The 23165-nt window shown below is 70.2% G+C and carries 23 protein-coding genes; 13 read left to right on the top strand and 10 right to left on the bottom strand.

Annotation, left to right across the window (positions count from 1 at the left end):
- Window positions 1–136 precede the first annotated feature (136 nt).
- On the top strand, window positions 137–2059 hold the full coding sequence (locus tag KGD87_RS00705; RefSeq protein ID WP_284665668.1) for an RIO1 family regulatory kinase/ATPase domain-containing protein: 1923 nt from the start codon (window positions 137–139) through the stop codon (window positions 2057–2059).
- 102 nt (window positions 2060–2161) lie between these two features.
- On the opposite strand, the gene KGD87_RS00700 is transcribed toward KGD87_RS00705, so the two are convergent.
- Window positions 2162–2386, bottom strand: a complete 225-nt coding sequence (locus KGD87_RS00700) for a hypothetical protein (RefSeq protein ID WP_284665667.1) — start codon at window positions 2384–2386, stop codon at window positions 2162–2164.
- Window positions 2387–2496: 110 nt separating this feature from the next.
- Window positions 2497–3510 (bottom strand): zinc-dependent alcohol dehydrogenase family protein, encoded by a 1014-nt coding sequence (locus KGD87_RS00695; protein WP_284665666.1) that lies wholly within the window; start codon window positions 3508–3510, stop codon window positions 2497–2499.
- 54 nt (window positions 3511–3564) lie between these two features.
- Here KGD87_RS00695 and KGD87_RS00690 point away from each other — a divergent pair, with 54 nt between their 5' ends.
- Window positions 3565–4569 (top strand): multiheme c-type cytochrome, encoded by a 1005-nt coding sequence (locus KGD87_RS00690; protein WP_284665665.1) that lies wholly within the window; start codon window positions 3565–3567, stop codon window positions 4567–4569.
- Entirely contained in the window at window positions 4566–6089 is a 1524-nt protein-coding gene (locus tag KGD87_RS00685; protein WP_284665664.1) for an NADase-type glycan-binding domain-containing protein, read from the top strand. Before KGD87_RS00690 ends, KGD87_RS00685 begins: the two co-directional genes overlap by 4 nt.
- 60 nt (window positions 6090–6149) lie before the next feature.
- Here KGD87_RS00685 and KGD87_RS00680 read toward each other — a convergent pair whose 3' ends face one another.
- On the bottom strand, window positions 6150–6776 hold the full coding sequence (locus KGD87_RS00680; protein WP_284665663.1) for a hypothetical protein: 627 nt from the start codon (window positions 6774–6776) through the stop codon (window positions 6150–6152).
- Between the two features lie 71 nt (window positions 6777–6847).
- Entirely contained in the window at window positions 6848–7324 is a 477-nt protein-coding gene (locus KGD87_RS00675) for a putative toxin-antitoxin system toxin component, PIN family (protein ID WP_284665662.1), read from the bottom strand.
- A gap of 82 nt (window positions 7325–7406) precedes the next feature.
- On the opposite strand from KGD87_RS00675, the gene KGD87_RS00670 reads away from it, so the two are divergent.
- Window positions 7407–8663: a DEAD/DEAH box helicase gene (locus tag KGD87_RS00670; protein ID WP_284665661.1), complete on the top strand. Its 1257-nt coding sequence runs from the start codon at window positions 7407–7409 to the stop codon at window positions 8661–8663.
- Between the two features lie 18 nt (window positions 8664–8681).
- Here KGD87_RS00670 and KGD87_RS00665 read toward each other — a convergent pair whose 3' ends face one another.
- From KGD87_RS00665 to KGD87_RS00650, 4 genes are all read right to left on the bottom strand, one after another.
- Window positions 8682–9563 carry an alpha-ketoglutarate-dependent dioxygenase AlkB gene (locus KGD87_RS00665; RefSeq protein ID WP_284665660.1) on the bottom strand — a complete coding sequence of 294 codons (882 nt, stop codon included), beginning with the start codon at window positions 9561–9563 and terminating at the stop codon, window positions 8682–8684.
- A gap of 96 nt (window positions 9564–9659) precedes the next feature.
- Window positions 9660–11354: a LysM peptidoglycan-binding domain-containing protein gene (locus KGD87_RS00660; RefSeq protein WP_502887991.1), complete on the bottom strand. Its 1695-nt coding sequence runs from the start codon at window positions 11352–11354 to the stop codon at window positions 9660–9662.
- Window positions 11355–11471: 117 nt separating this feature from the next.
- Entirely contained in the window at window positions 11472–12191 is a 720-nt protein-coding gene (gene deoD / locus KGD87_RS00655) for a purine-nucleoside phosphorylase (protein ID WP_284665658.1), read from the bottom strand.
- A gap of 13 nt (window positions 12192–12204) precedes the next feature.
- The gene (locus KGD87_RS00650) at window positions 12205–12618 is read right to left on the bottom strand and encodes an energy transducer TonB (RefSeq protein ID WP_284665657.1); all 414 of its coding nucleotides are present in this window, start codon (window positions 12616–12618) and stop codon (window positions 12205–12207) included.
- Window positions 12619–12803: 185 nt separating this feature from the next.
- Between KGD87_RS00650 and KGD87_RS00645 the strand changes: the two genes are divergently transcribed.
- From KGD87_RS00645 to KGD87_RS00625, 5 genes are all read left to right on the top strand, one after another.
- Window positions 12804–13475: an abortive infection system antitoxin AbiGi family protein gene (locus KGD87_RS00645; RefSeq protein ID WP_284665656.1), complete on the top strand. Its 672-nt coding sequence runs from the start codon at window positions 12804–12806 to the stop codon at window positions 13473–13475.
- Window positions 13476–13535: 60 nt separating this feature from the next.
- Window positions 13536–13976 carry a hypothetical protein gene (locus KGD87_RS00640; protein WP_284665655.1) on the top strand — a complete coding sequence of 147 codons (441 nt, stop codon included), beginning with the start codon at window positions 13536–13538 and terminating at the stop codon, window positions 13974–13976.
- Window positions 13945–14442, top strand: a complete 498-nt coding sequence (locus tag KGD87_RS00635; protein WP_284665654.1) for a MerR family transcriptional regulator — start codon at window positions 13945–13947, stop codon at window positions 14440–14442. The genes KGD87_RS00640 and KGD87_RS00635 overlap by 32 nt, the downstream gene beginning before the upstream one ends.
- 64 nt (window positions 14443–14506) lie before the next feature.
- A complete protein-coding gene (locus KGD87_RS00630; RefSeq protein WP_284665653.1) occupies window positions 14507–15076 on the top strand; it encodes a hypothetical protein in 570 nt (189 codons plus the stop codon).
- Between the two features lie 51 nt (window positions 15077–15127).
- Window positions 15128–15256, top strand: coding sequence for a hypothetical protein (locus KGD87_RS00625; RefSeq protein ID WP_284665652.1), 129 nt, complete (start codon window positions 15128–15130; stop codon window positions 15254–15256).
- Window positions 15257–15304: 48 nt separating this feature from the next.
- Here the strand turns inward: KGD87_RS00625 and asnS are convergent, their stop codons facing one another.
- Window positions 15305–16705 carry an asparagine--tRNA ligase gene (asnS, locus tag KGD87_RS00620; RefSeq protein WP_284665651.1) on the bottom strand — a complete coding sequence of 467 codons (1401 nt, stop codon included), beginning with the start codon at window positions 16703–16705 and terminating at the stop codon, window positions 15305–15307.
- Between the two features lie 284 nt (window positions 16706–16989).
- Between asnS and KGD87_RS00615 the strand changes: the two genes are divergently transcribed.
- On the top strand, window positions 16990–18018 hold the full coding sequence (locus KGD87_RS00615) for a coiled-coil domain-containing protein (RefSeq protein ID WP_284665650.1): 1029 nt from the start codon (window positions 16990–16992) through the stop codon (window positions 18016–18018).
- Window positions 18019–18102: 84 nt separating this feature from the next.
- A complete protein-coding gene (locus KGD87_RS00610) occupies window positions 18103–19128 on the top strand; it encodes a methyltransferase (protein ID WP_284665649.1) in 1026 nt (341 codons plus the stop codon).
- 1 nt (window position 19129) lies between these two features.
- Here KGD87_RS00610 and KGD87_RS00605 read toward each other — a convergent pair whose 3' ends face one another.
- Complete coding sequence (locus KGD87_RS00605; RefSeq protein ID WP_284665648.1) at window positions 19130–21340, bottom strand: fused MFS/spermidine synthase; 2211 nt, start codon at window positions 21338–21340, stop codon at window positions 19130–19132.
- 145 nt (window positions 21341–21485) lie between these two features.
- On the opposite strand from KGD87_RS00605, the gene KGD87_RS00600 reads away from it, so the two are divergent.
- Entirely contained in the window at window positions 21486–22295 is an 810-nt protein-coding gene (locus KGD87_RS00600; RefSeq protein WP_284665647.1) for an SAM-dependent methyltransferase, read from the top strand.
- A gap of 192 nt (window positions 22296–22487) precedes the next feature.
- On the top strand, window positions 22488–23165 hold the full coding sequence (locus tag KGD87_RS00595) for a hypothetical protein (protein ID WP_284665646.1): 678 nt from the start codon (window positions 22488–22490) through the stop codon (window positions 23163–23165).

Raw genomic sequence — 23165 nt, 5'->3', positions numbered from 1 at the left:
GCTTGCCGTACCGTGTTGGTAGCAAGAAGGGCCCGCGAGATGTTCACATACTGCCGTGCGCCGCGAACAGGGCCGCCCGCACGCTTGCGACTACGCCGCCAATCCCGCCCGGCCCCCACTGGAACCCCGCGTCGGAATGAATGACTCGCTAGAGACCCTCCTGGCCGATGGCATCATCGAAGCCATCATCGGCCAGTTGAAGACGGGCAAGGAGGCCGAGGTATGGCTGGTCCAGCATGCCGGCCAGGTGGTCGCGGCCAAGCTGTACAAGGAGCGCCACGAGCGCAACTTCCGCAACAACGTGGGCTACCGGGAAGGCCGCGAGGTGCGCAACTCGCGCACGCGCCGCGCCATGGAGAAGGGCAGCCGCTTCGGCCAGAACGCCGCCGAGGACGCCTGGAAGAGCGCGGAGGCTGACTCGCTCTACAAGCTGCACGCCCAGGGTGTGCGCGTGCCCACGCCGGTGCTGTTCTACGAGGGCATCCTCCTCATGGAGCTGGTGCTCGACGCGGAAGGGCACACCGCTCCGCGCATGGTGGAGGCCCCGCCCGCCACCCCCGAGGACGCGCACGCCCTCTACGTGGACCTGCGGGCGCAGGTCGTCAACATGCTGTGCGCCGACCTCATCCACGGCGACCTGTCCCCCTACAACATCCTCATGAGCTACGCGGGGCCGGTCATCATCGACTTCCCGCAGACGGTGGCGGCCGCTCGCAACAACCGCGCGGAGTTCTATTTCCGGCGCGACCTGGACAGCGTCCGCAACTTCCTCGCGAGCACCGCGCCCTGGCTGTATGACGCCGCGGGCGACACGAGCGAAATCTGGAATGCCTATGTGCGCCGGGAGCTCACCACGGACTTCGTGCCGTCGGGCAGCTTCCGGGACGGGCCTCGTCAGAACAGGCGTGGAGGCCCTCGGAACCAGGGGTTCCGGCCCCAGGGTGACGAGCACCGAGGCGAGTTCCGTCCGTCGCCGGCCCCGCCAGTCGAGCAAGCCGCCGCCCCCCAGCGCGACATGACGCCCGAAGAGGCCGCCGAGGCCGAGCTTCGGGAACTGGAGGCGCTGGTCCTCAGGCAGGGTGGCGGTGAGCGAGGCAAGCCCGCGGTGGCGGCACCTCCGCCCCGGCGCGGGCGCAACCGGGGCGGTGGAGGAGGCCGCCCCCCGCCGAGGAGCGGAGGCAACGGCAATAGCGCTCGGCCGCCGCAGAATGGGCAGCGGACAGGCGGCGGTGCGCCTGGGCGCTCGGGCTCGAACGAGCCGCGTGCGAGTGGTGGTGCCCAGAGCGGCCCGCGTTCGACTGGGCCGCGTGCGAGTGGTGGTGTCCAGAGCGGCCCGCGCTCGACTGAGCCTCGTGCGAGTGGTGGCGCCCAGAGCGGCCCGCGCTCGACTGGGCCGCGTGCGAGTGGTGGCTCTCGCTCGAACGAGCCGCGTGCGAACGGCAGGTTCCAGGACGGCCCGCGCCAGAATGAGCAACGCGCGGATGGCGCCAACGCAGACGGCGCGCGTCCATCCGGGCGGCGTGAAAATGGAGGCCCGCACCAGAACGCGCCGCGGGCGAACGGCAGAGGCCCAGGCGGTTCCCCGCCGAATGAGCGGTTCGTGGACAGCGCGCCCGGAAGCCCGCGCCAGAACGAACAACGCAATGGGAGGCCGCCCCGTGCCAACCCGCGCGGTGGCAATCCGGGCACGCCCACCGCGGAGCAGCGTGCGTCCGACACCGCCCGTCCGTCACGAAACGAGCCTCGCGGCGACGCCTTCGCTTCACCAAGGAACCAGGGGGGGCCTGGCGGCGGGGTTCGCCCCGACCGGACCGAGCGGCGCGGCAATGGCAGGCCGGAACCTGTCGTCGAGACCCGGTCCGTCCCCGGCGCCCCGGCGCAGAACACCGTCCGGGAATCCCGTCCGGGCACCGGCGGCAACGAGGGTGGCCCTCGACAGCCGCGCCAGTCCCAGGGCCGCGGTGGTCCGCGTTCACAACGGGCTGGCGGGCCCCAGGTCTCCTACGTGGCCCGCCCGGCCTCCTCGTCCGACCCAGGCTCGCACGAAGCGGGTTCCTGAGCCGTCATTCAGGGCTCCCGAAGCGACCTCCAGGGCCCGACTTCAATAACCTCGCGTCTGGCACCGGCCCTGAGAAGACCGGTGCCCGGACGAGGCGCCGCGTCACGGCTTGGTACGTGGCCCCGCCTTGGGCATCTTGCCCGGTGGCCGATTGGCCTCCGGAGGCTTCGGCCGGGTCGGCGCGGGCTGCGGTGAAGGGCGCTTGTTCGGGTCATGCCCCTCCCAGACCTTGTCGGCGACCGCCTTCGCGCCTTCCTTGATGGCGTCGTAAGCCACGCCGCTACCAATGACCTTGACGACCTCTTTGATGACCTTGCCTGCGACCATGTGGACTCCCCCTCTGTCGCTGAAGCGACACTGAAACAATACAGGAGCATCCACAAAAAGTGAACCTGCACACACGGTGGGGATGAGCAGGGCTGGCCGCGAGCGCTGTTTCACTCGACCCGGATGACCACCTTCCCGAAGTGCGCCCCGCTCTTGAGGTGCTCGAAAGCGGCGCGTGCCTCGGAGAACTCGAAGACGCGGTCCACCACGGGGCGCACGGTGTGCAACGCGAAGGCCCGGTTGAGCGCGTCGAAGCTCTGGCGGTGGCCCACGAAGATGCCCTGCACCCGCAGGTTCTGCATGAGGATGGGCGTCAGCGGCACCGAACCCGCGCCGCCGCTGAGCACGCCAATCACAGACACTGTTCCGCCGGGCCGGACCGCGCGCAGCGACTGCTCGAAGGTCCCCGCCCCACCCACTTCCACCACGTGGTCCACGCCCACGCCGCCCGTCAGCGCGCGCGTCGCCTTCTCCCAGTCCGGCGTCGTCCCGTAGTTGATGCCCTCATGCGCGCCGAGCATCCGGGCCCGGGCCAGCTTGGCGTCACTGCTGGAGGTGATGATGATTCGCGCGCCCAGCAGCCGGGCAATCTGCAACGCGAAGATGGACACGCCACCGGTGCCCTGCAGCAAGACGGTGTCTCCCGCCTTGAGCGCCCCATGGGTGACCAGCGCGCTCCACGCCGTCACGGCCGCGCACGGCAGCGTCGCCGCCTCTTCATCGGAGAGATAGGCGGGCGTGGGCACCGCGCCGTCCTCGTGCAGCAGCACCGTGTCCGCGAGGCCTCCGTCCAGCGGTCCTCCCAGCGTGCTCCCCTGCGCCGCCCGCGTGGGCTCCCCGGCGCTCCAGGCCTGGGAAAAGAGGCTCATCACCCGGTCCCCGGGCTTCACCCGCGTCACACCCGGGCCTACCGCATCCACCACGCCCGCCGCGTCCGAGTTGGGAATGAGGGGCAGCTTCTGCCGGGGGTTGTAGCGCCCCTCCACCATCATCAAGTCACGGGAGTTGAGGCTCGTGGCCTTCACGCGCACCCGCACCTGCATGGGGCCGGGCGTCGGGTCCGGCCGCTCGACCTGAACCAGCTTGTCCAACCCAAACCCCGCTTGGATTTCATAGGCTCTCATGGATGAGGGGTTGTACCGCGCGCCTCCCAATCACGCCTACAGTGCGGAGCCACCGTGTCCGTGCTCTTCCTCGTCACCTGTTCGCTGCTGGCCACGGCGCCCACGCCGCGTTTTCCCAAGGGCACCGCGCGCATGGACGTGGGGCCCGCGCCGCATGGCCTGCCGGACTGGCGTGTCCAGCGCTGCGCGGAGTGCCACGCCGCCCAGGTGGACGCCTGGCGACACAGCGGGCACGCCACGGCCCGCACGGATGACGTCTTCCAGGTCGCCTTGACGGAGGACCGGCCCGCCTGGTGTGTGCAGTGTCACGCGCCGCTCGCCCGGAACCTGGAGCGAGGCCCGCTCCCCAAGGACAGCCCTCCCGAGGAACACGGTGTCACCTGCGCCGGCTGCCATGCGCCCACGGGCAACGAAGGCCAGGCGCCCGGAATGCCCTGCGCGGGCTGTCACCAGTTCGGCTTCCCCGTGGTGACGAGCGCGGGCCAGCGAGTGCGGCTGTCACCCACGCAGCTTCAACAGGACACGGTGGGAGAGTGGCGCCGCTGGCAGACCCAGAGCGGCGACACGCGCCATTGCACGTCCTGCCACATGCCCCAGGGCAACCACGGCTTCGGCGGCACGCGACGCACCGAGTCCCTCAAGGCCGCGCTCCAGGTGGAGCAGGCGGGCGCGTCGCTCCGTGTCTCCACACGCGAGGTGGGCCATGCGTTTCCCTCGGGTGACGTCATGCGCTGGGTGAGCGTGGACGTCTCCGAGGACCCGCTCTTCGAATCCTCCCGCACGGTGGCCACGTTCGGCCGCCGCCTGGAGGTCCGGCAGTGGCCCCACGAGCCCCTGCCCCACCTGGGCGCGGTGGAGGACACACGCCTGCTGCCAGGAGAGACACGCCGCGTACCGCTCCCCGCGGGGGCCCGGTACGCGCGCGTCATCTACCACCTCGTGTCCCGCGAGCAGGAAGACTCAGGGCTCTACCCGCCGGGCCTGTCCCAGCTCGTACTCTGGGCCTCGCCCCTCCAACCCTTCCCGCCATCCCCCACTCCGAAGGAACGCACGCCATGATTCTCCTGTCGCTCCTCCTCGCCGCGACACCGCCCGTCATGCTCGAACCCGACGCGGGCTCGGCGAACCGGCTGCATCCCCGCCGCGTGACGGCCTCCTCCTTCCTGAAGAGCGGAGGGAAGGACCACCTGCCGCTCTACGTCGCGGATGACGACCCGGCCACCGCCTGGGTGGAAGGCGCCAAGGGCCGGGGCGAAGGCGAAGCCCTGGAGTGGTGGGGACCGGAGCTCACCCGCGCGAAGACGTACCGCCTGTTCATTCGCAATGGCTTCCAGCAGTCCGCGGAGCGCTTCCGCGCCAATGCCCGGCCGCGCAAGGTGAAGCTGGAGCCGCTCGTCCAGGGCGAGACAGGGCCCCAGGTGACGGGCACCCCGCTGGAGACAGAGCTCAAGGACGTGCTCGGGTGGCAGGAGGTCCGCCTGCCCGTCCCGAACCGGGTCCACGGGGTGCGGCTCACGCTCGTCTCGACCTATCCGGGCGCGTCGCACGCCGACACCAGCCTCAGTGACTTGCGCGTGTACGTGGAAGGTGACGACCCCTACAAGCCGGAGGCAGAGTCCGCGGCCTTCGAGCAGGTCCGCGCGTCCGTCCTCGAGCGCAAGCAGGCCGCCGCGCCTGACGGCAACGAGGCCCGGATTGAGTGGGCGCCCCGCTATGAGGGGGAGGTGCTGTTCACGCTGGACCGCTCCCGCGAGGAGGGCGAATACGCGAGAGGGCTGACCTACGCCGTCGGACTGTTCTCCACGATTCCCGTGAAGGACAGCTACAAGCCGGCGCTGGAGCGCGCGAAGAAGCTGGCCGCGCTCTTCGACCGGGTGAACCTCGACTACGAGGGCCAGGACTCCGAGGCGCGCGCGAAGTGGAGACGCGTCAGCCCCGCGCAACCCTGGGCCCAGAAGGTCGTGGCGCGAGCGGCGCTCTCCAGCATGGAGAGCGACGGCCTCTCACCGGTCTCCGGTCTGCTCCACCTGGAAGACGCGCGCTTCTTCGAGGCGGATGCCAGCCCTGCGCGGATGCTGGCGACCCTTGAGCAGACCCACGAGAAGGAGGCCCAGGAGGCCAGGGTCTGCATGAGCAGATGCGAGCGCCAGCGCAAGGCGGTCGCCTTGCCCGAGGGCAGCGTTGACTGCTCCTGCGTGCTCGAGTGCCTGGGCGGCTGCAATCGCGTCTCCAGCCTCTCGCTCATGAAGCCCCAGCCCTCGCGCCCCGGCGGGGCCTTCATCCTGGGCTCACTCGCCCGCCCCACGTCCTTCCTCCATGGCAGGGTCGAGTTCACCGGAACCCGTGAGACCTGGCCCACCTTCCGCCAGACGCTCATCGCCTATGCCGGAGCGAAGGCCGAGGCCGTGCTCACCTACGACGAAGCAGACGCCCGGAGGGGGAACGCCCTCCGCATGCGCATCCATGTCCTCGACTGGAGCGAGACGAACGGCAAGGCGAGCCTGGCGGCCATCACCACCTTCCTCGTCTCCGAGACCCACGTCCGGGTGATGCGCCATCACCCGGTGAAGCGGGCCTGAGTCACCCCAGCGGGCCCGGAGACCACCTCCGGGTCCGCCGTGAGCGCTTCAACCCCGCGCTCAGGGCTGCTTCTGGAGCTGCACCGTCAGTGACGTCATGCCGCCGGACGCGCCGAACGAGACGGTCCCCGCGCTGAAGTGCTGCTCGGTGAAGCGCGTGACCAGGGCGCCGGTGATGGTGTCGTGGGACGCCAGGTCCTCATCCCAGAGACGGAAGGCCCACCCCTCCGCCATCAACTGGCTCGCGCGCGCCGTACACCCCCCCGTGGTCCACGTAGGCGAGGTGCTCTGCACCACGGGCGTCCTGAACGCGGAGGTGGCCCCCGGACACGCCATCTCAACGAACACGTCCGGCGGTGAGCTGTCCGCGTCCCACGCCGAGCCATTGTTGTTGGCGGCCACCTGGGCGGAGACGGGCTGGACGCGCCAGACACCCTCCGGGTCCACGCCGCAGGCCTGGTCCACCTTGCACACCTGCGCGGTGCCACACGCCTGGCACGCGGCCCCTGCCTTGCCACACGCCGAGGTCGACGTCCCCGTCTGACAGACATTGTTGAAGCAGCAGCCGGCGCAGTTCGAGGTGTTGCAGTCCACCTTCTGCGGCGTGCCGCCGGGGTTGTCGTCATCTCCACCGCAGGCAACGAGGATGGACAGGGCCAGCGCTACGAGCATCGCAATCCGGAACATGTTCTCTCGCTTGGGAATCGAGTGCAGGTGCAGCTCGACGCGAAAGATGTTCCGGAGCGGGCGGCGTGTATCTACCCCCTGGGTGGTAGGCGGGCCACGGCCTGCCGGGGCGTGAGGATGGCGAAAGACAGGCCCGCACGGTCCGCCATGGACAGCACCCGCTTGTCCTTGCTCACCAGCCACGCCGCTCCGGCTCGCGCGGCCAGGCTCAGGAACTTCTGGTCGTCCCTGTCCCGACAGCGGGGCAATGACGGCGTGGGCACGGACTCGGCGGACGGTGCCATGTGGACCTGGGCCCGGTAGCGCTCGAACGCAGCGGTCCGCTCTGGCGCGCCCAGGCCGGGCTGGAAGTTGCGCGAGGCCAGCACGTAGCCCAGCTCCGCCAGCGTGTCCGTGTCCGTCCAGGCGGTCAGCGTCCCCGCGGCGAGGGCCCCGGCCAGCGGGCGTGTGGAGGGGTCATCGAACACGAAGAGGTCCAGGACCACGTTGGTATCCAGGACCACTGGCAGCGGCGTGAAGGGCATCAGGTGTTCCAATCCGGCCATCATGCCCTCCTGGCGGGCGGGAATCACGGCGCCTGCCCCGCGAGGCCCTTTCCCACGAGGCCTCGCGACGTGGTACCCCCAAGCCGTGAGCGACTCCTTTGAACAACTGGGCCTCTCGCGGGAGACGCTGGGCGCCCTGCGCCGCGCGCGTTTCACGCAGCCCACCCCCATCCAGCAGCAGGCCATCCCTCCAGCACTCGACGGCAGGGATGTCATCGGCTGCGCGGCCACCGGAACGGGCAAGACGGCCGCGTATGTCCTCCCCCTGGTGGAACGGCTCGCGGGCAAGAAGGGCACGCTCGCGCTGGTGCTGGCCCCCACGCGTGAGCTGGTCCAGCAGATCGCCGAACCGGTGCGCTTCTTCGCGGAGCCCCGCCGCCTCACGCACACCGCCGTCATTGGCGGCGAGGACATGGGCGCGCAGGTCAACGCCCTGAAGACGCTGCCCTCCTTCGTCATCGCCACGCCCGGGCGGCTGGTGGACCTGATGGAGAACACCGACATCCGCTTCCCGCACCTGGAAGCGCTCGTCCTCGACGAAGCGGACCGGATGCTCGACATGGGCTTCTTGCCGCAGCTCGAGCGCATCGTCGCCCACCTTCCCCGCCGCCGGCAGACGCTGCTGTTCTCCGCGACGCTCGGGCCCGACGTCACCCGCTTCGCCAAGAGCCGGCTGTACAACCCCGTGCGCCTGGAGGTCACCCGCAGCGGCACGCCCGCCGAGCGCGCCGAGCAGCGGCTGTACTTCCTCCGGCCCGAGGAGAAGACGCCGCTGCTGCTCACCCTGCTGGCCCAGGACTCGGCGACGGCGCTGGTGTTCACCCGGGCGAAGGAGCGCGTGGACAAGGTCCAACGGGCGCTCCAGCGCGCGGGGTACCGGACCGCGGTGCTGCACGCGGACCGCACGCAGAACCAGCGCAAGCAGGCCATGGAGGGCTTCCGCAACGGCACCTACCGCTGCCTCGTGGCCACCGACATCGCGGCGCGCGGGCTCGACGTGGAGGACGTGGGCCACGTCATCAACTACGACCTGCCCCATGCGCCCGAGGACTACGTGCACCGCATCGGCCGCACGGCCCGGGCCGCCGCCAGCGGTATCGCATCGACTTTCGCCACCACGCGCGAGGGGCAGGTCATCACGCGCATCGAGCACCTGATGCGCTCGGAGATTCCCCGCGTCCAGGTGCCGCGCGAGGACCCCGTCTTCAAGGAGGCGTGGGAGAGCTTCCTCTCCGCGCAGAAGGACCCGGGCCCTCCGCAGCAGGACCACGGGCAGTCGAAGCGCACGCCGGACCAGGCACCGGGCCGGCACGCGCGCTCGCATGGCAAGCGCCGCTCGTAGGCGCGGGGCGGCCTTGCGTCAGGCTGGCGTGCCCGGCGCCTCGCGCGCGAGGGCATCGCGGAAGAAGGCGCTGCCCTGGGCCAGCCGCGCCATGTAGGGCCGCACGTCCTCGCGCGCCTCGGGGGAGAGCGCGGCGAACGGAATGACGTGTTCGTCCGGCACGTAGCGGAACGTCAGGTTGATGCGGCGGGTGCGAAAGTCCGACAGCTCCGGGGCCAGCGTCTTGCCCGTGCGCGTGTCCACCCGCTGCACGCGGTGGAACGTCTGCTCCTTCCAGCGCGCGCCCCCGAAGAGCTGGAGCGAGCCGTCATCCAGCCACTGCTCCAGCACCACCGCGTCGCGCTCGCCCGGACGGGAGGAGGTGACGAACTGGATGAGGGCACGCTCACCGAAGGACAGCGAGGCCACGGGGCCCGGCTCGAAGTCCTTGTGCTCGCCCACGCGGGCGGTGTCCACCCAGCGCCCGTCCTCCAGCCGGCTGCCGTAGAAGTTCACCAGGCAGGTGTTGAGGTGCCAGCGGGGAGGCATGTCCGGCCCGCGGTACATCCGCCGCGCCAGCTCCTCGATTTTCGCCACCTGGCGCTGGAGCACCGGCGGGAAGGGCTCGGCCTGGACGCACCGGTTCAGGATGCCCTTGGGCGGGTGGTAGTAGTCGAGGCACGCGAACTGCCAGTTGCCCAGCCAGTACACCGGCCGCAACAGCCTCCGCTGGGACTGCCCCGGTGGCGGGGGGAAGTGCTTGGAGTAGCGCTCCTCCCAAAGCGGGTGGAGCGTTGAGAGCCAGCTCAGGGCCTCCGCGCGGTCGGCGGCGGACATGAAGCTCCCGTTGTAGTGGTGGCCGGGGGAGCGCTGACGGGCCTTGTGGGCCAGCGAGCGGCCCTTGTGCGGGGGAAACGCCATGGACGGCCCGTGCCTACCACACTCCGGAACGAACGAACCCCGTGTCACCACCTGGGAGACACGGGGCCCAAGCCTGCATGGCGGGTGAAGGACGCGTCACCGGCCGTGGGTGATGCCCGCGGCGCCCTCGCCCTTCTCGCGCGTCGGCACGACGGTGGGCTGCACCGCCGGAGCCGGGCTGGCGGCGGCCTGCTCGGCCGAAGCGGCGGGCGTAGCCTCCGGAGACGTCTTGGCGGACGCGGGCTGTTCCTTTGTGGCGGCGGGAACCACCGTCGACGCCACGTTTACGGCGTTCACGGGCTTCACCGTCGAAGCCACGTCAATGGAGGTCCCCGCGGCAGGCTTCACCATCGGCGCAACCTCCCCCGCGGGAGCCGCGGACAGCACGGTCGAAGCCGCCTCGACGGAGGCCGAGCCCACCGCGGGGATGACGGAGGCAGCCTGCCGCGCCGCGGTGGCCCCGGCCCCCTCCGGCCGCGCACAACCGTTCTCCGCCTTGGACTCGGACGCCGCGGCCACCAACGCCGGGGCCGGGGCCACCGCGTCCGGAGGCAGGCGGCGGCCAGGCAGTACGAACGGCGGCGGCACGGGGCAGTGCGTGCAGGGCCCGCGCAGGGGCACGGACAGCCGGTTCCCCGCGCGCAGGAAGTTGTTCCGCATCCGGTTGGCCTTCTTGATCAGCGCCACCGTCGACCCGTACTTGAGCGCGATGCCGCCCAGCGTGTCGCCGTTCCGGATGCGGTGCGTCGTCACGTTGTGCTCCGGCTGGAGCGCCAGGAACGGCTGCACGCGGCGGCCCAGCTCCTGGGCGCGCGGGTTGTGGAAGCGGATGTGGAAGTGGTCGCGGTGGCCGCGAGCGTGCCGGACGACGCCCGTGGGGCCGTCATTGAAAATCGAGTCCAACCACGCCTTGTCCTCGCCCGCGCGCACCGCGTGGTCGTAGATGACCTTCCGCACGCGACGGTCGACGAGAATCATCTGCACGTCCGTCTTCACCAGCACCGAGCGGATGAACTCCCAGTTCAAGGCCACGTCGATGACGTGCTCACGCGCGCGGGTGCGGATGGGGTCCACCGTCGGGTAGTAGAAGCCCACGTCCACGTCGCGGCCGTTCTGGTGGCTCTTGTGGGGGCGCATGTAGCCGCCCTCCTTGTGGCTCATCCCGTTGACCCGGAGCGGAGGCGCGTTCGGGAAGCGGGCCCGCACGTCACGGATGGCCTCGGCCAGGTAGTTGACCGTCTCCTCGGTGGCCCAGGCGCCCGCGGGGGTGACCACAATCCAGTCGTCCCCCTTCGGGAACTGCTGGGCGTTCACCAGCCGGCCGCTGTGCGCGAAGCCCACGGCCATGGAGCCCAGCGACGCAATCTCATCCTTCCACCGCCGCGCCAGCTCCTCGTCGGAGATGTCCGCCGAGTAGAGCGGCCCCGTCGGCTCGGCGCCCATGGCAACGGCGTCCGGCGTCTCCTTCTCGCCGTCATCGCCCTCACCCTCGGCCAGCTCCTCCTCCTCGGACTCCAGGTCCTCCGCGCTCAGCGCGCAGCCCTCCGCGGGCTCGGAAGCAGCCGGGGCCGCCACCGGCTCGGCGGGCGGAGCGGACGCCAGCGGAGGAGCCTCCGGCGGCGGCTCGGCGGCGGCCACGGGGACGGAGTCCTGGGCGCGCACGGCGGCGGCCGGCACGGTGCCAGAATGGGGGGAGACACGCGCGGCACAGCCGGCGCAGACGAGCAGGAGCCAGATTGGGTAACGCACCGGCGCGGAGGATGGCCCGGAATCCTGCTGGGCACAAAGCACCGACCGGGAAATCTGGCCGCCCCCGGCGCCCCCAAGCGCTGTGAAAGCGGCCCTCTCGTACCTTCAGAGCGGACGGGCCTTCCCCGGTCCCCTGCCCGCCTGCCCTCCAACCAGGCGCTACGGGGTGGGCTCGGCGTGGGCGACGTCCAGGGCGAGCTCAATCATCTCGTCGAACGTCGTCTGCCGCTCCTGCGGCGTGAGCTTCTCCCCGGTGATGATGTGGTCCGACACCGTGAGCAGCGCCAGCGCGCGGGCGCCCGACTCCGCGGCCACGCCGTAGAGGCCGGCGACCTCCATCTCGACGGCCAGGACGCCCATCCGCGCCAGGGTGGCGTTGAGCTGCTCCTGCGGGTGGTAGAAGAGGTCGGAGGTGAAGACGGGTCCGGCGCGCACCGGCTTGTTGCGCCGCTCCGCCGCCTCCACGGCCCGGCGCGCGAGCGTGAAGTCCGCAACCGCGGCGAAGTCATGCCCCATCAGCCGCATCCGGTTCACGTTGGAGTCCGTGCCGGCGCCCGTCGCGACGATGACCTCCCGGACCTTCACGTCGGTGCTCAACGCGCCACAGCTGCCCACGCGGATGAGGACGCGCGCCCCGTACGTCTTGATGAGCTCGGTGGCGTAGATGGAGATGGAGGGGACGCCCATGCCGTGCCCCATCACCGACACCCGCCGGTTCCGGAACGTCCCCGTGAAGCCGAGCATGTTGCGCACGGTGGTGACCTCGCGGGCACCTTCCAGGAAGCGCTCGGAGATGTAACGCGCCCGGAGCGGGTCGCCAGGCATGAGGACTACGTCAGCGAAGTCACCGGGGGCCGCGGAGATATGAGGAGTCGCCATGGGCGCACCATAGCTACGGCGCCGCCACCCAGGCCACGTGGAAGTGGGCGTCCAGCGTGGCGCCGGGGAAGCTCGCCGGAAGCGGCGGGAAGGGCGCCGCCTTCTTCACGGCCGACAGCGCGGCGGCATCCCACGTCTTCGACCCGGACTCCGTGGACACGTCGGCGGAGAGGAGCTTGCCGTCCCGGCCAATCACGGCCCGGACCACCGTCTTCTTCCCCAAACCGGGCGTGCCTTTGGCGCCGGGTTGCCGCCACTTCCCCGCGACGCGCGAGTAGACCTTCTGCTGGTAGTCGGCGCTGGTCAGGTCCTGCTGGAAGAAGGCCTGGAGCCGCGGACTGCCCGCGGCGGCCAGGGCCATGGGCGACAGGGCCAGGGTGAGCACGGCGGCGAGCGCCAGGCGGCCATTTCGGAGCAGGATTTCCAAGAGCGTTCCCTCGTCAAGAAGCCGCTCACCATAGCCGCGCGGACAGCCCCCGTCCTCCCGAATGCAAGACAGGCAGGCGCGGCGTGCCACGCGCCGTTCGAGTTGCATCCCCCTGCCCCGTCCGGGACATTGCCCGCGGAGTAGGGATGATGCTCGGCTACCAGACGCATCCACAGTGGCGAGACATGTCTGACTTCGTGGTCCACTTCACGAAGCCGGGACCGCCCTGTCATGACGCCTACCAGAACATGATGAGCATCCTCGGCGCCCGGACGCTCATCCCCGGAGCCGAGGGCTTCGGCATCGCCCGCCGCGAGCCCGCCGTCGCCGAGCGCCACCGCTCCGTGTGCTTCAGCGAGATTCCCCTGGACCAGCTCGCCAGGCTCGTCCAGCGCCGCAGCCTGTACGGCATTGGCTTCAGCAAGAGCTACATCCTCTCCCAGGGCGGAGGCCCCGTCTGGTACGTCCAGTACGCCTCCCCCGCGCACCTGGCCCTGAAGCACCAGGTGGAGCGCGCGCTCGCGGCGCCTTCACCCCAGCAAGAGCCCATCTGGTCCATGACGCCCTTCGTGGACATCCAGGGCGACCGCCACAACGCGCCCTACAGCTACCGCTTCGACTGGGAGCGCGAGTGGCGCGTGCCAGGCCTGCTCCGCTTCACCGAGTATGACGTCTCCGCCCTCTTCCTCCCGGAGGAGCTTCACGACACCGCCCGCGACTTCTTCGCCTGGGCCGTGCGCGAGAAGGCGGGCCCTGGCTACTTCTGTCCCTGCCTGGACCCGCTGTGGAAGTCGGAGCAGATCGCCGAGGCGCTCGCGAAGCACGCCGTGGATTCCGTGCGCCTCAAGGCCGGCTAGCGCCCTGAGAGACAAGGGCGCTTGACCCTGCACCTTGGTGCAGACCGTAGCGTTCCGCGCATGAACCGGAACGAACCCACCCGCATCATCCAGGCCAGCGCCCTCTACGACCTCGTCGTCACCGCCCCCTTCGCCACACCGTGGACGGCGGGCTGGCTCCTGGAAAAGCTGCACGACCTTCATGTCGTCCTGGGCCTGCCCGGCGCCGCGCCGCCGGAGTTCGGCCCCATGCACCTCTTCTTCGTGAGCCTGATGGGCACCATCGTCACCGTGTGGTCCCTGCTGCGCCTGTGGCGTCCCGAGCCCGTCCTGGGCGCCATGGACACCCTGGGCCGCGCCGGCTTCTCGCTCTGGATGGCCGTGGCGTTCGCAGCGGGCCAGACGGGCCTCCTCGCGGTCATGCTCACGCTGGAGCTGACGTGGTTCTTCGTCCAGGGGGGTGCCATCCTCCGGTGGTGGAGGAACACCCATGCCCACGCGCCCCGCCCCCAGACGGCCTGACGCCGCCCCCCTGCGCATCAGCGAGCTGGCCCGGGCCGCGGGCGTGGGCATCCCCACGCTCCGGTTCTACGAGCGGCGCAAGCTGCTGCCCCCGCCCCGCCGGACGCAGCGCGGCTACCGCAAGTACACGCCGGAGGACGTGACGCGCGTGCGCTTCATCCGGCGCGCGCAGGAGCTGGGCTTCACGCTGCGGGAGGTCGCCGCCTTCCTCGCGATGTCGGACGGGCGCATCCCCTCCCCCTCCGAGGTGGAGACCTTCGCGGCGGCGAAGCTCCAGGCCATCGACGCGCGCGTGAAGGACCTCCAGCGGATGAAGCGCGCCATCCAGAAGCTGCTGGCCCAGGGAGGTTGCCCACCGGACACCGCGTGCCCCGTCCTGGCCGCACTGGGCGACCTCCCTCCGGCGTCCACGAGCCGACAGCGGTCACCACCGCGGGGGGTGCCAGGCACGTCACCAAATGGTTAACCCTGCGAGCCTGACGTGGCGTTCGAGGGGGAGAGACCAGGTGGGCGGGAAGCGCTTTCCAAGGATGTTTCTGGCGGGAGTCGCGGGGCTGCTGGTGGCCTGTGGTGGCAACACCGGAAGCCGTGGCGTTCCGGCCCCCGCCAGCGAGGCGCCTGACAACGGGACGCCTCCCGACGCGGGCCTGCCCTCCCATGGCACGGACGCGGGGACGACGCCCGACGCGGGAGGCGGTCCGGGCACTCCGGACGGGGGCGAGCCCGATGGCAGCCCACCGCCGCAGACCCGCCTCTGCGCGCCCACCGCGGGCGAGCCCCGCTGGGTGCTTGAAGCTGAGCCCATCTCCGCCACCGTGACGTGTACCACCGGCCACGCCGCGCCGGACACGCGCTTCGCCGTGGACAACCTTCCTCCGGACGCCCATTTCGAGTACCGGGGCGCCACCTCCAGCGTGTTCCCCAAGCGCAGCCACACGCTGAAGTTCCCGGACGAAGACCTGTTCTCCGAGCCTGTCTTCGGCAACGGCTTCAAGAATCGCAAGCACGTCGGCCTCTACACGGTGGCGGACCATGTCAACAAGCGCCTGATGGCCGCGCACGGCATCGACAAGGACGCGGACGCCTTCCGCGCGGCGTGACTGGGCGAAGTGGGGCCAGAAGCACCGCGACTTCGGCGACCCGGATGACCCGTGGGGCGGCCACGGCAACTTCCCCTCCTGGCCACGCGCCAGGACTTCAACTCCTACGAGGAGGAAGTCGAGTACGTGCGCCAGTGGATTCGGACCCGCTGGGGCGCGCTGGAGCGCCAGCTGCCTTGAACGGGCGGGTGTCCCCTCCCTCGGTGGAGGGGACACTCGGCCCGCGGCCTAGAACGCCGCGGAGCCCGGCACGCGCGGGTACGGAATGGCGTCCCGGATGTTCTGCAGGCCGCACATGTAGACGATGAGCCGCTCGAAGCCGAGCCCGAAGCCCGCGTGCGGCACGGAGCCGTAGCGCCGCAGGTCGCGGTACCACTGGTAGCTCTCCGGCTTGAGGCCGAACTTCTGGATGCGCTGGTCCAGCACGTCCAGGCGCTCCTCGCGCTGGCTGCCGCCGATGATTTCGCCAATGCCCGGGGCGAGCACGTCCATGGCGGCGACCGTCTTCCCGTCGTCGTTGATGCGCATGTAGAAGGACTTGATGGCCTCCGGGTAGTTCATCACCACCACTGGCCGGCCCACGTGCTCCTCGGTGAGGTAGCGCTCGTGCTCCGTCTGGAGGTCCTTGCCCCACTCCGGCGCGTACTCGAACTTCTTCTTGGCCTTCTTCAGGATTTCGACGGCGTCGGTGTAGTCGATGCGCTCGAAGCTGGAGTTGATGAACTTCTCCATGCGCTCGGTGACGCCCTTCTGCACCCGCTCCTCGAAGAACTTGAAGTCCGGCGCACAGTCATCGAGCACCGCCTTGAAGACATACTTGAGGAAGCGCTCGGCCAGGTTCGCGTCCTCGGTGAGGTCCGCGAAGGCAATCTCCGGCTCAATCATCCAGAACTCGGCCAGGTGCCGCGTGGTGTTGGAGTTCTCCGCCCGGAAGGTGGGGCCAAACGTGTACACCTTGGACATGGCCAGGGCGTAGGCCTCCACGTTGAGCTGGCCGGAGACCGTCAGATACGCCTCCTTGCCGAAGAAGTCCTTGTGCCAGTCAATCTTCCCCTCCGGCGTGCGCGGCGGATTCACCGCGTCCAGCGTGGAGACGCGGAACATCTGCCCGGCGCCCTCCGCGTCGCTCGCGGTGATGATGGGCGTGTTGACCCAGAAGAAGCCCTCCTCGTCGAAGAAGCGGTGGACGGCCATGGCCGCGCGGTGACGCACGCGAGTAATCGCGCTGAACGTGTTGGTGCGCACGCGCAGGTGGGCCACGTCGCGGAGGAACTCCAGCGTGTGCTGCTTGGGCTGGATGGGGTAGGTGTCCGGGTCATCCACGAAGCCCAGCACCTGGACTTCATCCGCCTGGACTTCGTAGGCCTGCCCCTTGCCCTGGGACTTCACCAGCGTGCCCCGGCTGATGACCGAGCAGCCCGCGGTGAGGTGCAGGATTTCCTTCTCGTAGTTGGGCAGCGAATTCGGAGCGACGACCTGGATGGGGTCGAACGTCGACCCGTCGCTGACGTTGACGAAGCTGATGCCCGCCTTGGAGTCGCGGCGCGTGCGCACCCAGCCGCGGACCTCCACCTTCGTCCCCTCCTCCACCCCTCCCGCGAGGGCCTTCTTCACACTGACGACCTGCATTGACGCTCTCCCTTGAGCCGTTTCGGGGACTGCGAGTTAGCCGGGCCCCGGCCCCGAGGACAAGGGCGCTGTGGCCCCAAGCGTCAGCGCCCAGGCCGCCCGGAGGCGCTGCTGGGGGCTCCAAGCACCCCGCCAGGCCGCCTGAAACCCGGCCAATCGTGTCAGACCCTCCAGGTATCTTTCTCTCATGGTCGCCCGAAAAGGGGACCAGCGATTCCACGAAACCCTCACGTCCCTCGCGGGCCTCACGGCCTGCCCTGGCCGTGCCCTACCTGGAGAGTCACATGGCTACTCGCAAGACGTCCAAGCGCAACGTCGTCGCCCGCAACCGCTCCACCGAGGCCACCAAGGCCGCCTTCGAGGAGCTCGCTCGCAAGGCGCGTAGCAAGCCCATCGTCTCCACCAAGGAGCAGGACGCGCAGGAGGCCCACGCGAAGAACGTCCTCCCGGACGTGTCCAACCTCACCGCCGAATCCGCCGTGAAGAAGGTCACCGAGGCCGGCCTCACCATCAACAAGACGCTGGCCGGCATCAACGAGCAGGTCATCTCGCTGGTGGAGGAGCTCAAGCAGCTCGACGAGGCCATCCAGCTCAAGACGGAGGAGCTGAACGGGCTGCACGGCAAGGACGTGGCCGCCAGCGCCATCGACGTGCTCGTGGCCGAGTACGACAAGCAGAAGGCCGCGCTCGCGGCGGAGCTGGAGCGGCTCCAGAAGGACATCGAGGACACCCGGGCGAAGGCCGCCGCGGACCAGTCCGCCGAGCGGCAGGCCACCGAGGTCGCCCGCAAGCGCGCCGAGGAGGAGTACGCCTATGACACCCAGCTCCAGCGCAAGAAGGAGCAGGACGCCTTCGCCGAGTCCCTGCGCCAGCAGGCCGCCACCGAGCGCGACCGCAAGGAGAAGCTGGAGAAGGACTGGGCCACCCGTGAGGACGCCCTGAAGCAGCGGGAGAAGGAGCTGGAGGACCTGCGCAAGCAGGTGGCGGACTTCCCGCTGGTGCTCAAGAAAGAGACGGACACCGCCGCGGCGGTGACAGGCAACCGGGTGAAGTCCGAGTGGGAGCTGAAGCTCACGCTCGCCACCAAGGACGCGGAGACAGCGCAGCGCGTCGCCGCCATGGAGATTTCCTCGCTCAAGGAGACCGTCACCAAGCAGGCCCAGTCGCTCCAGACGCTCCAGACGGAGCTGGCCGAGGCCAAGCGCCAGGTCCAGACCATCGCCGAGAAGGCGCTCGAGTCCGCTTCCGGCGCCCGCGCGCTGGCGGAAGTCCAGGGCGTCATCGCCAGCCGCGACTACAGCAAGGGCAAGTAGCCCGCAGCGGGGGAGTCTTGGGCTCACGGTTTATTGCCGCCATCCCGGGTGATGACAGGCTTTGAGCGCTGTTAGACTCCCGGAATGGACAAGCCCCCCGGCGGGAACGCGTTTCCCACGCAGCTCCTCTATGAGCGAATCGGTGGCTATTGGCTCACCCAGGTCATTGGCGCGGCGGCCCGTCTGGGAATCGCGGACCTGCTCGCCCAGGGGCCTCGGAGCAGTGACGCGCTGGCGGCCGAGCTCGGCGTCAGCGCGGACGGCCTGTACCGGCTGCTGCGGGGCGGCATCCCCGCGGGCATCTTCCAGGAGGTGGGTGAGCGGACCTTCGCCCTGACGCCCATGGGCGAAGGGCTCCGCTCGGACGTCCCTGGCTCGCTGCGGGACATGGCCATCGCGCAGAGTGACCGTGCCCACTGGCTGCCGTGGGGCCAGCTCACCGAGGCCGTTCGCACCGGGAAGTCCCCGGTGCGCGCGGCCCTGGGCACCGACATCTGGGAGCACTTCGCCAGGCACCCCGAAGAGGCGGCGCACTTCGCCCGGGCCATGGGCAACCTGTCCGCCCTGGTGGCCCACGAGCTGACGCAGCAGGTCGACTTCTCCTCCTTCGCCCACGTGGCGGACATTGGCGGCAGCCAGGGGGCGCTGCTGGCGCAGGTGCTCCGCGCCAACCCCTCCTGCCGGGGCATCCTCTTCGACCTGCCGCACGTGCTTGACGGCGCGAGGGCCTTGATGGAGGCCCAGGGCCTCACCGGACGGGTGGAGCTGGTGGGCGGCAGCTTCTTCGAGCCGGGGCTCCCCTCCGCCGAGGCCTACCTGCTCAAGCACATCCTCCACGACTGGGATGAGGACTCCTCCCTCGCCATCCTGCGGCACATCCATGCCGCGGCGCCCTCGGGGGCCCGGCTCTTCGTGCTGGAGCTGGTGATGCCCGACAACCAGACGCCCTCCCCCGTGCCCCTGCTGGACCTCAACATGCTGGTGCTGGTGGACGGACGGGAGCGCACGGCCCACGAGTTCCAGTCGCTGCTGGCCCGGACGTCCTGGGAACTGGTCCGCATCAGCCCCACCCAGGGCGGCACCTGCATCATCGAAGCCGTGAAGCGCTGAGCTACGGCGCGACCTGCTCACGGAGGAGGAAGAGCTCCGCGAGCAGGTTGTCCACTGGCGCGAAGTCATCCGTGAGCAGCAGCGCGGGGCCCGCGGCCAGATAGGCGTCAATCTCCGCGCGAGGCACCCGGCCCGTGCGCGGCTGTTCAATGCCCAGGCCGCGCAGCAGCTCCGGCAGGCGCTCCAGCTCCATGGGCCGCGCCGAGCCCGCGACGATGTAGACACCCTGCCCCTTCGAGCCGCTGCGGGCGTCGTGGAGCAGCTCCACGTGGGGAAAGACGTCCTGCATCGTCCGGAGGGCCGAGCGCAGGAAGGAGCCCCGGGGAATCTCGTCGATGACGGTCAGCAGGTAGAGGCCGTCCGGCTTGAGCAACGAGCGCACCAGCACGTCGTACTCGCGCGTCATCAGGTGGTAGGGCACCGACAAATCATTCACCGCGTCCTGGACAATCAAGTCGTACGCGCCGCGCTCCGCCATCTCCTGGAGGAACTGCCGCCCGTCCAGGCTGAAGGAGGCGATGCGCGTGTCCGGCTTCACGCCGAAGCGCTCCAGCGCGATGCGCGTCACGGCCGGGTCTATCTCCACCACCTCCATCCGGACCTGCGGGACGTAGGTCTCCACCCAGCGCGGCACCACGTAGCCGCCGCCGCCAATCACCAGCACCCGGGGCTCCGCGGTGCGCGCGGCCACGTGGCGCACCACCTCCGAATGGATGTACCCGTGCGGATAGCCCAGGTACGACGGGTCCTCCAGGTCCACCAGGGTGTGCGTCAGGTGGTCCAACTGCATGGCCAGCAGCCGCCGGCCGTCATGCTCCACCTGGTTGACCTTGATGCAGAAATAGTCCGTCTCCTCCGTACACGGAGACGCGAACAGGCCCAGCGCGCCGAACACCCCCGCCAGCGCGAGCGTGCCCGCGGTGGCGCCAACGAAGCGGGGCCGCCGCCACACCTGTCCCACGAAAGCCGCCAGCGCCACCAGGCCCAGGCTGGCCCCCATCACCAGCGGGTAGACGCCCACCTTCGCGATGAGCCACCAGCCGGTGAGGAACGAGCCCAGCAGCGCGCCCGCGGTGCTCCACGCGTACAGCCGGCCCACGGTGCGCCCCGCCCGCGCCACGTCCGCCAGCGCCAGCCGGAGCACCTGGGGTGACAGCGTGCCCAGGGCCGTCACCGGCAGCAGGAACACCGCGGCCGTGTACGCGACGATGCGCGCCTGCAGGCCCAGGCCGTCGAAGTGGCCCTTCAGCACCAGCCACTGGTGGATGGGAGGAATCAGCAGGCAACTGGCCGCCGCAAGCAGCATGGAGCCGGCGAGCACCTCCTGCCGGGGCCACCGGTCCGCCAGGTGGCCGCCCACGAAGTTGCCCAGCGCCATGCCGGTCAGCACCACGCCGATGATGCCGGTCCAGCTCAACAGGGAGACGCCCACGGTGGGCGCCAGGATGCGGCTGGCCGCCAGCTCGATGGCGAGCGTGCAGAAGCTGGCGCTGGCCACCAGGAAGCACGCCAGCACGGGCCGGGTGCGCAGGTCCACGCCTGTCGAGGACGGCGCGGCGTCCGCTGCCGCCACGGCGGACACCGGTTCCACGGGCGGCGCGGACACGGAGGCCTTGGGCAGCGCCAGCAGCGCGCACAGCAGCAGCGCGCCCGACACGGTGAGGACGATGGTGGGCACGGGGAACCACGCCAGCAGCACGAAGCCCGTGAGGAAGTTGCCGGCGAGGCTCCCCAGCGTGCCCAGCGCGTACAGCAGGCCCACGATGCGCCCCGCGCGCGACAGGTCCGGCAGCAGCAGCCGGAGCGCCAGCGGCGTCACCATGGCCAGCACGAAGCTGACGGGGAAGAAGCCCAGGAACGTGAGCAGGAAGGTCCGCGGCAGCACGGGAATGGGCCGCAGCGCGGCGCCATCCCCCAGCACGGCCACCCATCCCAGCGGCAGGAGCGCCAGCACCGCCCCCAGCGCGGTGAGGCCCGCCAGCCACCGGAACGACGCGCCCCGCTCCGACAGCCGGCCGCCGGCGTAGCTGCCCAGGCTGATGCCCGCGAGCACCACGCCGATGATGCTCGTCCACGTGTGGAGCGAAGCCCCGATGAAGGGCGCCAGGAGCCTGGCGGCGGCCAGCTCCAGCACCAAGGTGGCGCAGCTCGTCACCAACACGAGGAGGGCAGCGCGAAGCACATCCAGACGAGACGCGGGGAGAAGAGCCATGCGGTGGCCGCGACTGTACCATCCCCGTCCAGGGCGCCCATCCGTGCTGGCGGGAATCACCCGAGGCGCGGGGAATCACGCCCGGCGCATACGATGGGGCGTCCCACGCCGTAGACCCCGTCGAAACGTTGGAGGCCCTGACCGCATGGATACCGAAGCGCTCGCCCGAATCCCGGGCGTCAACCCGAACGTCCCCAACGCCGCCCGCATCTACGACTACACGCTGGGAGGCACGCACCACTTCGAAGCCGACCGGCAGGCGGCGGAGTACATGTTCTCGCTGGTGCCCTCCACCCGGAAGTGGGTGCGCATGCTGCGCGCCTGCCTGCGCACCGCCGCGCAGCGCCTGGCGGCAGACGGCTTCCACCACTGGGTGGACTTCGCGTCAGGCCTGCCCACCGGAGACCATGTCCACGCCGTGCTGCCAGACGCCCGCGTGCTCTACAGCGACGTCAACCCGCTCACCATCACCACGGCCCACCATCTGCTGGGGGACACGCCTCGCGTGCGCTACATGGAATGCGACATCCGCCAGGCGGGCGCCTTCCTGCGGCGGCCCGACGTGAGTGCCTTCCTGGGGGGAGAGCGCCGCGTCGCCTTCGGCGCCAACGGCATCACCGTGTTCCTGTCCGCCGAGGAGAACCGCCAGTTCTTCCGCGACCTGTACGACTGGGCAGCCCCGGGTTCGAAGTTGTTCACCACCTTCGAGACGAAGTCACCGGACCTCAGCACCCCGAAGTGGGAGCAATTCGTCGGCATGTTCCGGCAGATGGGCGAGTCCTTCCAGCTCTACTCCCTGCCCGAGTACCTGGACCTGTGTGGCCCCTGGGCCCGGGACGCCACCGGCGTGCTGCCCGTGCGCGAGTTCCTCGGGCTGCCCCCGGAGCACATCACCGACGAGGACCGCGAGGGCGTGGGCATCGAGTTCTACGCCGTCGTCCTGGAGAAGCGCTGACCGTCCTCACCGGGCGGGGCGAGCGTGCGGGCAGGCGCTCGCGCCCATCCCCGTCGGGGCGGCACCTCGCCACGCCTCCCTGCCGTCTGCCTCCCCAGCGGCGCGTGACTACCGTCTTTGCAGGCAACACGCGCACACGAGAGGAGACGGAGCATGTTTCAATCGAGAAGGCGTCGGGTTTTTGCGGGCGTGATGATGGGAGCGGCCCTGTCGGTGGCCAGCGTCGGGTGCAGTTCGACGCGCTCGGCGAAGGTGGACGAGGCGTGGCTCGCCCGGGTGCCAGAGGACCAGCTGGGCGACGTGCGGGATGCCCAGTCGCAGCGGCGCATGGCGCAGGACGCGGTCACCCGCTCCGAGGTGGCCGTCAATGACGCCAACCGGGAGCTGGAGGTGGCCAAGCGCAATGAGGACGCGGCCAAGGCCCGCCGGGACGCGCATGACGCCGCGCTGAAGGCCGCCAGAGCCACCGGCCAGAGCAGCAACATCACCCAGGCGCAGTCCGAGCTCCAAGGCGCGGACTCCGGCCTGCGCGCGGCCCAGGCGCAGGTGAAGTACCGCGAGCAGGCCATCAAGACGATGGAGGCCCAGAAGGAGCTGCGGGAGAACGAGCTGGCGGTGGCTGACGCGAAGCTCCGACAGGCCGAATACGAGGCCCTGAAGGAGAACCAGGACGTGCGCGCCCAGGACCTGTCCGAGGCCGACTTCGCCTCCGCCACGGCGGACGCCCAGCGCAAGCTGGAGGAGTCTCAGCGCAAGCTCCAGTCGAGCCAGCGCCAGGAGCAGCAGGCCCGCGCCACCTGGGAGCGGATGCGCAGCCAGGTGCAGGGCTACGGCGGCAGCGGCACCGAGTACGAGCAGCGCAATCCGTAA

The organism is Myxococcus sp. SDU36 (assembly GCF_030168875.1).
Taxonomy (GTDB): domain Bacteria; phylum Myxococcota; class Myxococcia; order Myxococcales; family Myxococcaceae; genus Myxococcus; species Myxococcus vastator.
Note: the sequence above shows the minus strand (reverse complement) of the source record. Positions and strands in the feature narration are given on the sequence as shown.

What these genes read in the sequence shown, in the direction of transcription:
- KGD87_RS00705 (WP_284665668.1), top strand. Translation starts at nt 137, where the DNA reads ATGAATGACTCGCTAGAGACCCTCCTGGCCGATGGCATCATCGAAGCC.
- KGD87_RS00700 (WP_284665667.1), bottom strand. Translation starts at nt 2,386, where the DNA reads ATGGTCGCAGGCAAGGTCATCAAAGAGGTCGTCAAGGTCATTGGTAGC.
- KGD87_RS00695 (WP_284665666.1), bottom strand. Translation starts at nt 3,510, where the DNA reads ATGAGAGCCTATGAAATCCAAGCGGGGTTTGGGTTGGACAAGCTGGTT.
- KGD87_RS00685 (WP_284665664.1), top strand. Translation starts at nt 4,566, where the DNA reads ATGATTCTCCTGTCGCTCCTCCTCGCCGCGACACCGCCCGTCATGCTC.
- KGD87_RS00680 (WP_284665663.1), bottom strand. Translation starts at nt 6,776, where the DNA reads ATGTTCCGGATTGCGATGCTCGTAGCGCTGGCCCTGTCCATCCTCGTT.
- KGD87_RS00675 (WP_284665662.1), bottom strand. Translation starts at nt 7,324, where the DNA reads ATGATGGCCGGATTGGAACACCTGATGCCCTTCACGCCGCTGCCAGTG.
- KGD87_RS00665 (WP_284665660.1), bottom strand. Translation starts at nt 9,563, where the DNA reads ATGGCGTTTCCCCCGCACAAGGGCCGCTCGCTGGCCCACAAGGCCCGT.
- deoD (WP_284665658.1), bottom strand. Translation starts at nt 12,191, where the DNA reads ATGGCGACTCCTCATATCTCCGCGGCCCCCGGTGACTTCGCTGACGTA.
- KGD87_RS00645 (WP_284665656.1), top strand. Translation starts at nt 12,804, where the DNA reads ATGTCTGACTTCGTGGTCCACTTCACGAAGCCGGGACCGCCCTGTCAT.
- KGD87_RS00640 (WP_284665655.1), top strand. Translation starts at nt 13,536, where the DNA reads ATGAACCGGAACGAACCCACCCGCATCATCCAGGCCAGCGCCCTCTAC.
- KGD87_RS00635 (WP_284665654.1), top strand. Translation starts at nt 13,945, where the DNA reads ATGCCCACGCGCCCCGCCCCCAGACGGCCTGACGCCGCCCCCCTGCGC.
- KGD87_RS00630 (WP_284665653.1), top strand. Translation starts at nt 14,507, where the DNA reads ATGTTTCTGGCGGGAGTCGCGGGGCTGCTGGTGGCCTGTGGTGGCAAC.
- asnS (WP_284665651.1), bottom strand. Translation starts at nt 16,705, where the DNA reads ATGCAGGTCGTCAGTGTGAAGAAGGCCCTCGCGGGAGGGGTGGAGGAG.
- KGD87_RS00615 (WP_284665650.1), top strand. Translation starts at nt 16,990, where the DNA reads ATGGCTACTCGCAAGACGTCCAAGCGCAACGTCGTCGCCCGCAACCGC.
- KGD87_RS00610 (WP_284665649.1), top strand. Translation starts at nt 18,103, where the DNA reads ATGGACAAGCCCCCCGGCGGGAACGCGTTTCCCACGCAGCTCCTCTAT.
- KGD87_RS00605 (WP_284665648.1), bottom strand. Translation starts at nt 21,340, where the DNA reads ATGGCTCTTCTCCCCGCGTCTCGTCTGGATGTGCTTCGCGCTGCCCTC.
- KGD87_RS00600 (WP_284665647.1), top strand. Translation starts at nt 21,486, where the DNA reads ATGGATACCGAAGCGCTCGCCCGAATCCCGGGCGTCAACCCGAACGTC.
- KGD87_RS00595 (WP_284665646.1), top strand. Translation starts at nt 22,488, where the DNA reads ATGATGGGAGCGGCCCTGTCGGTGGCCAGCGTCGGGTGCAGTTCGACG.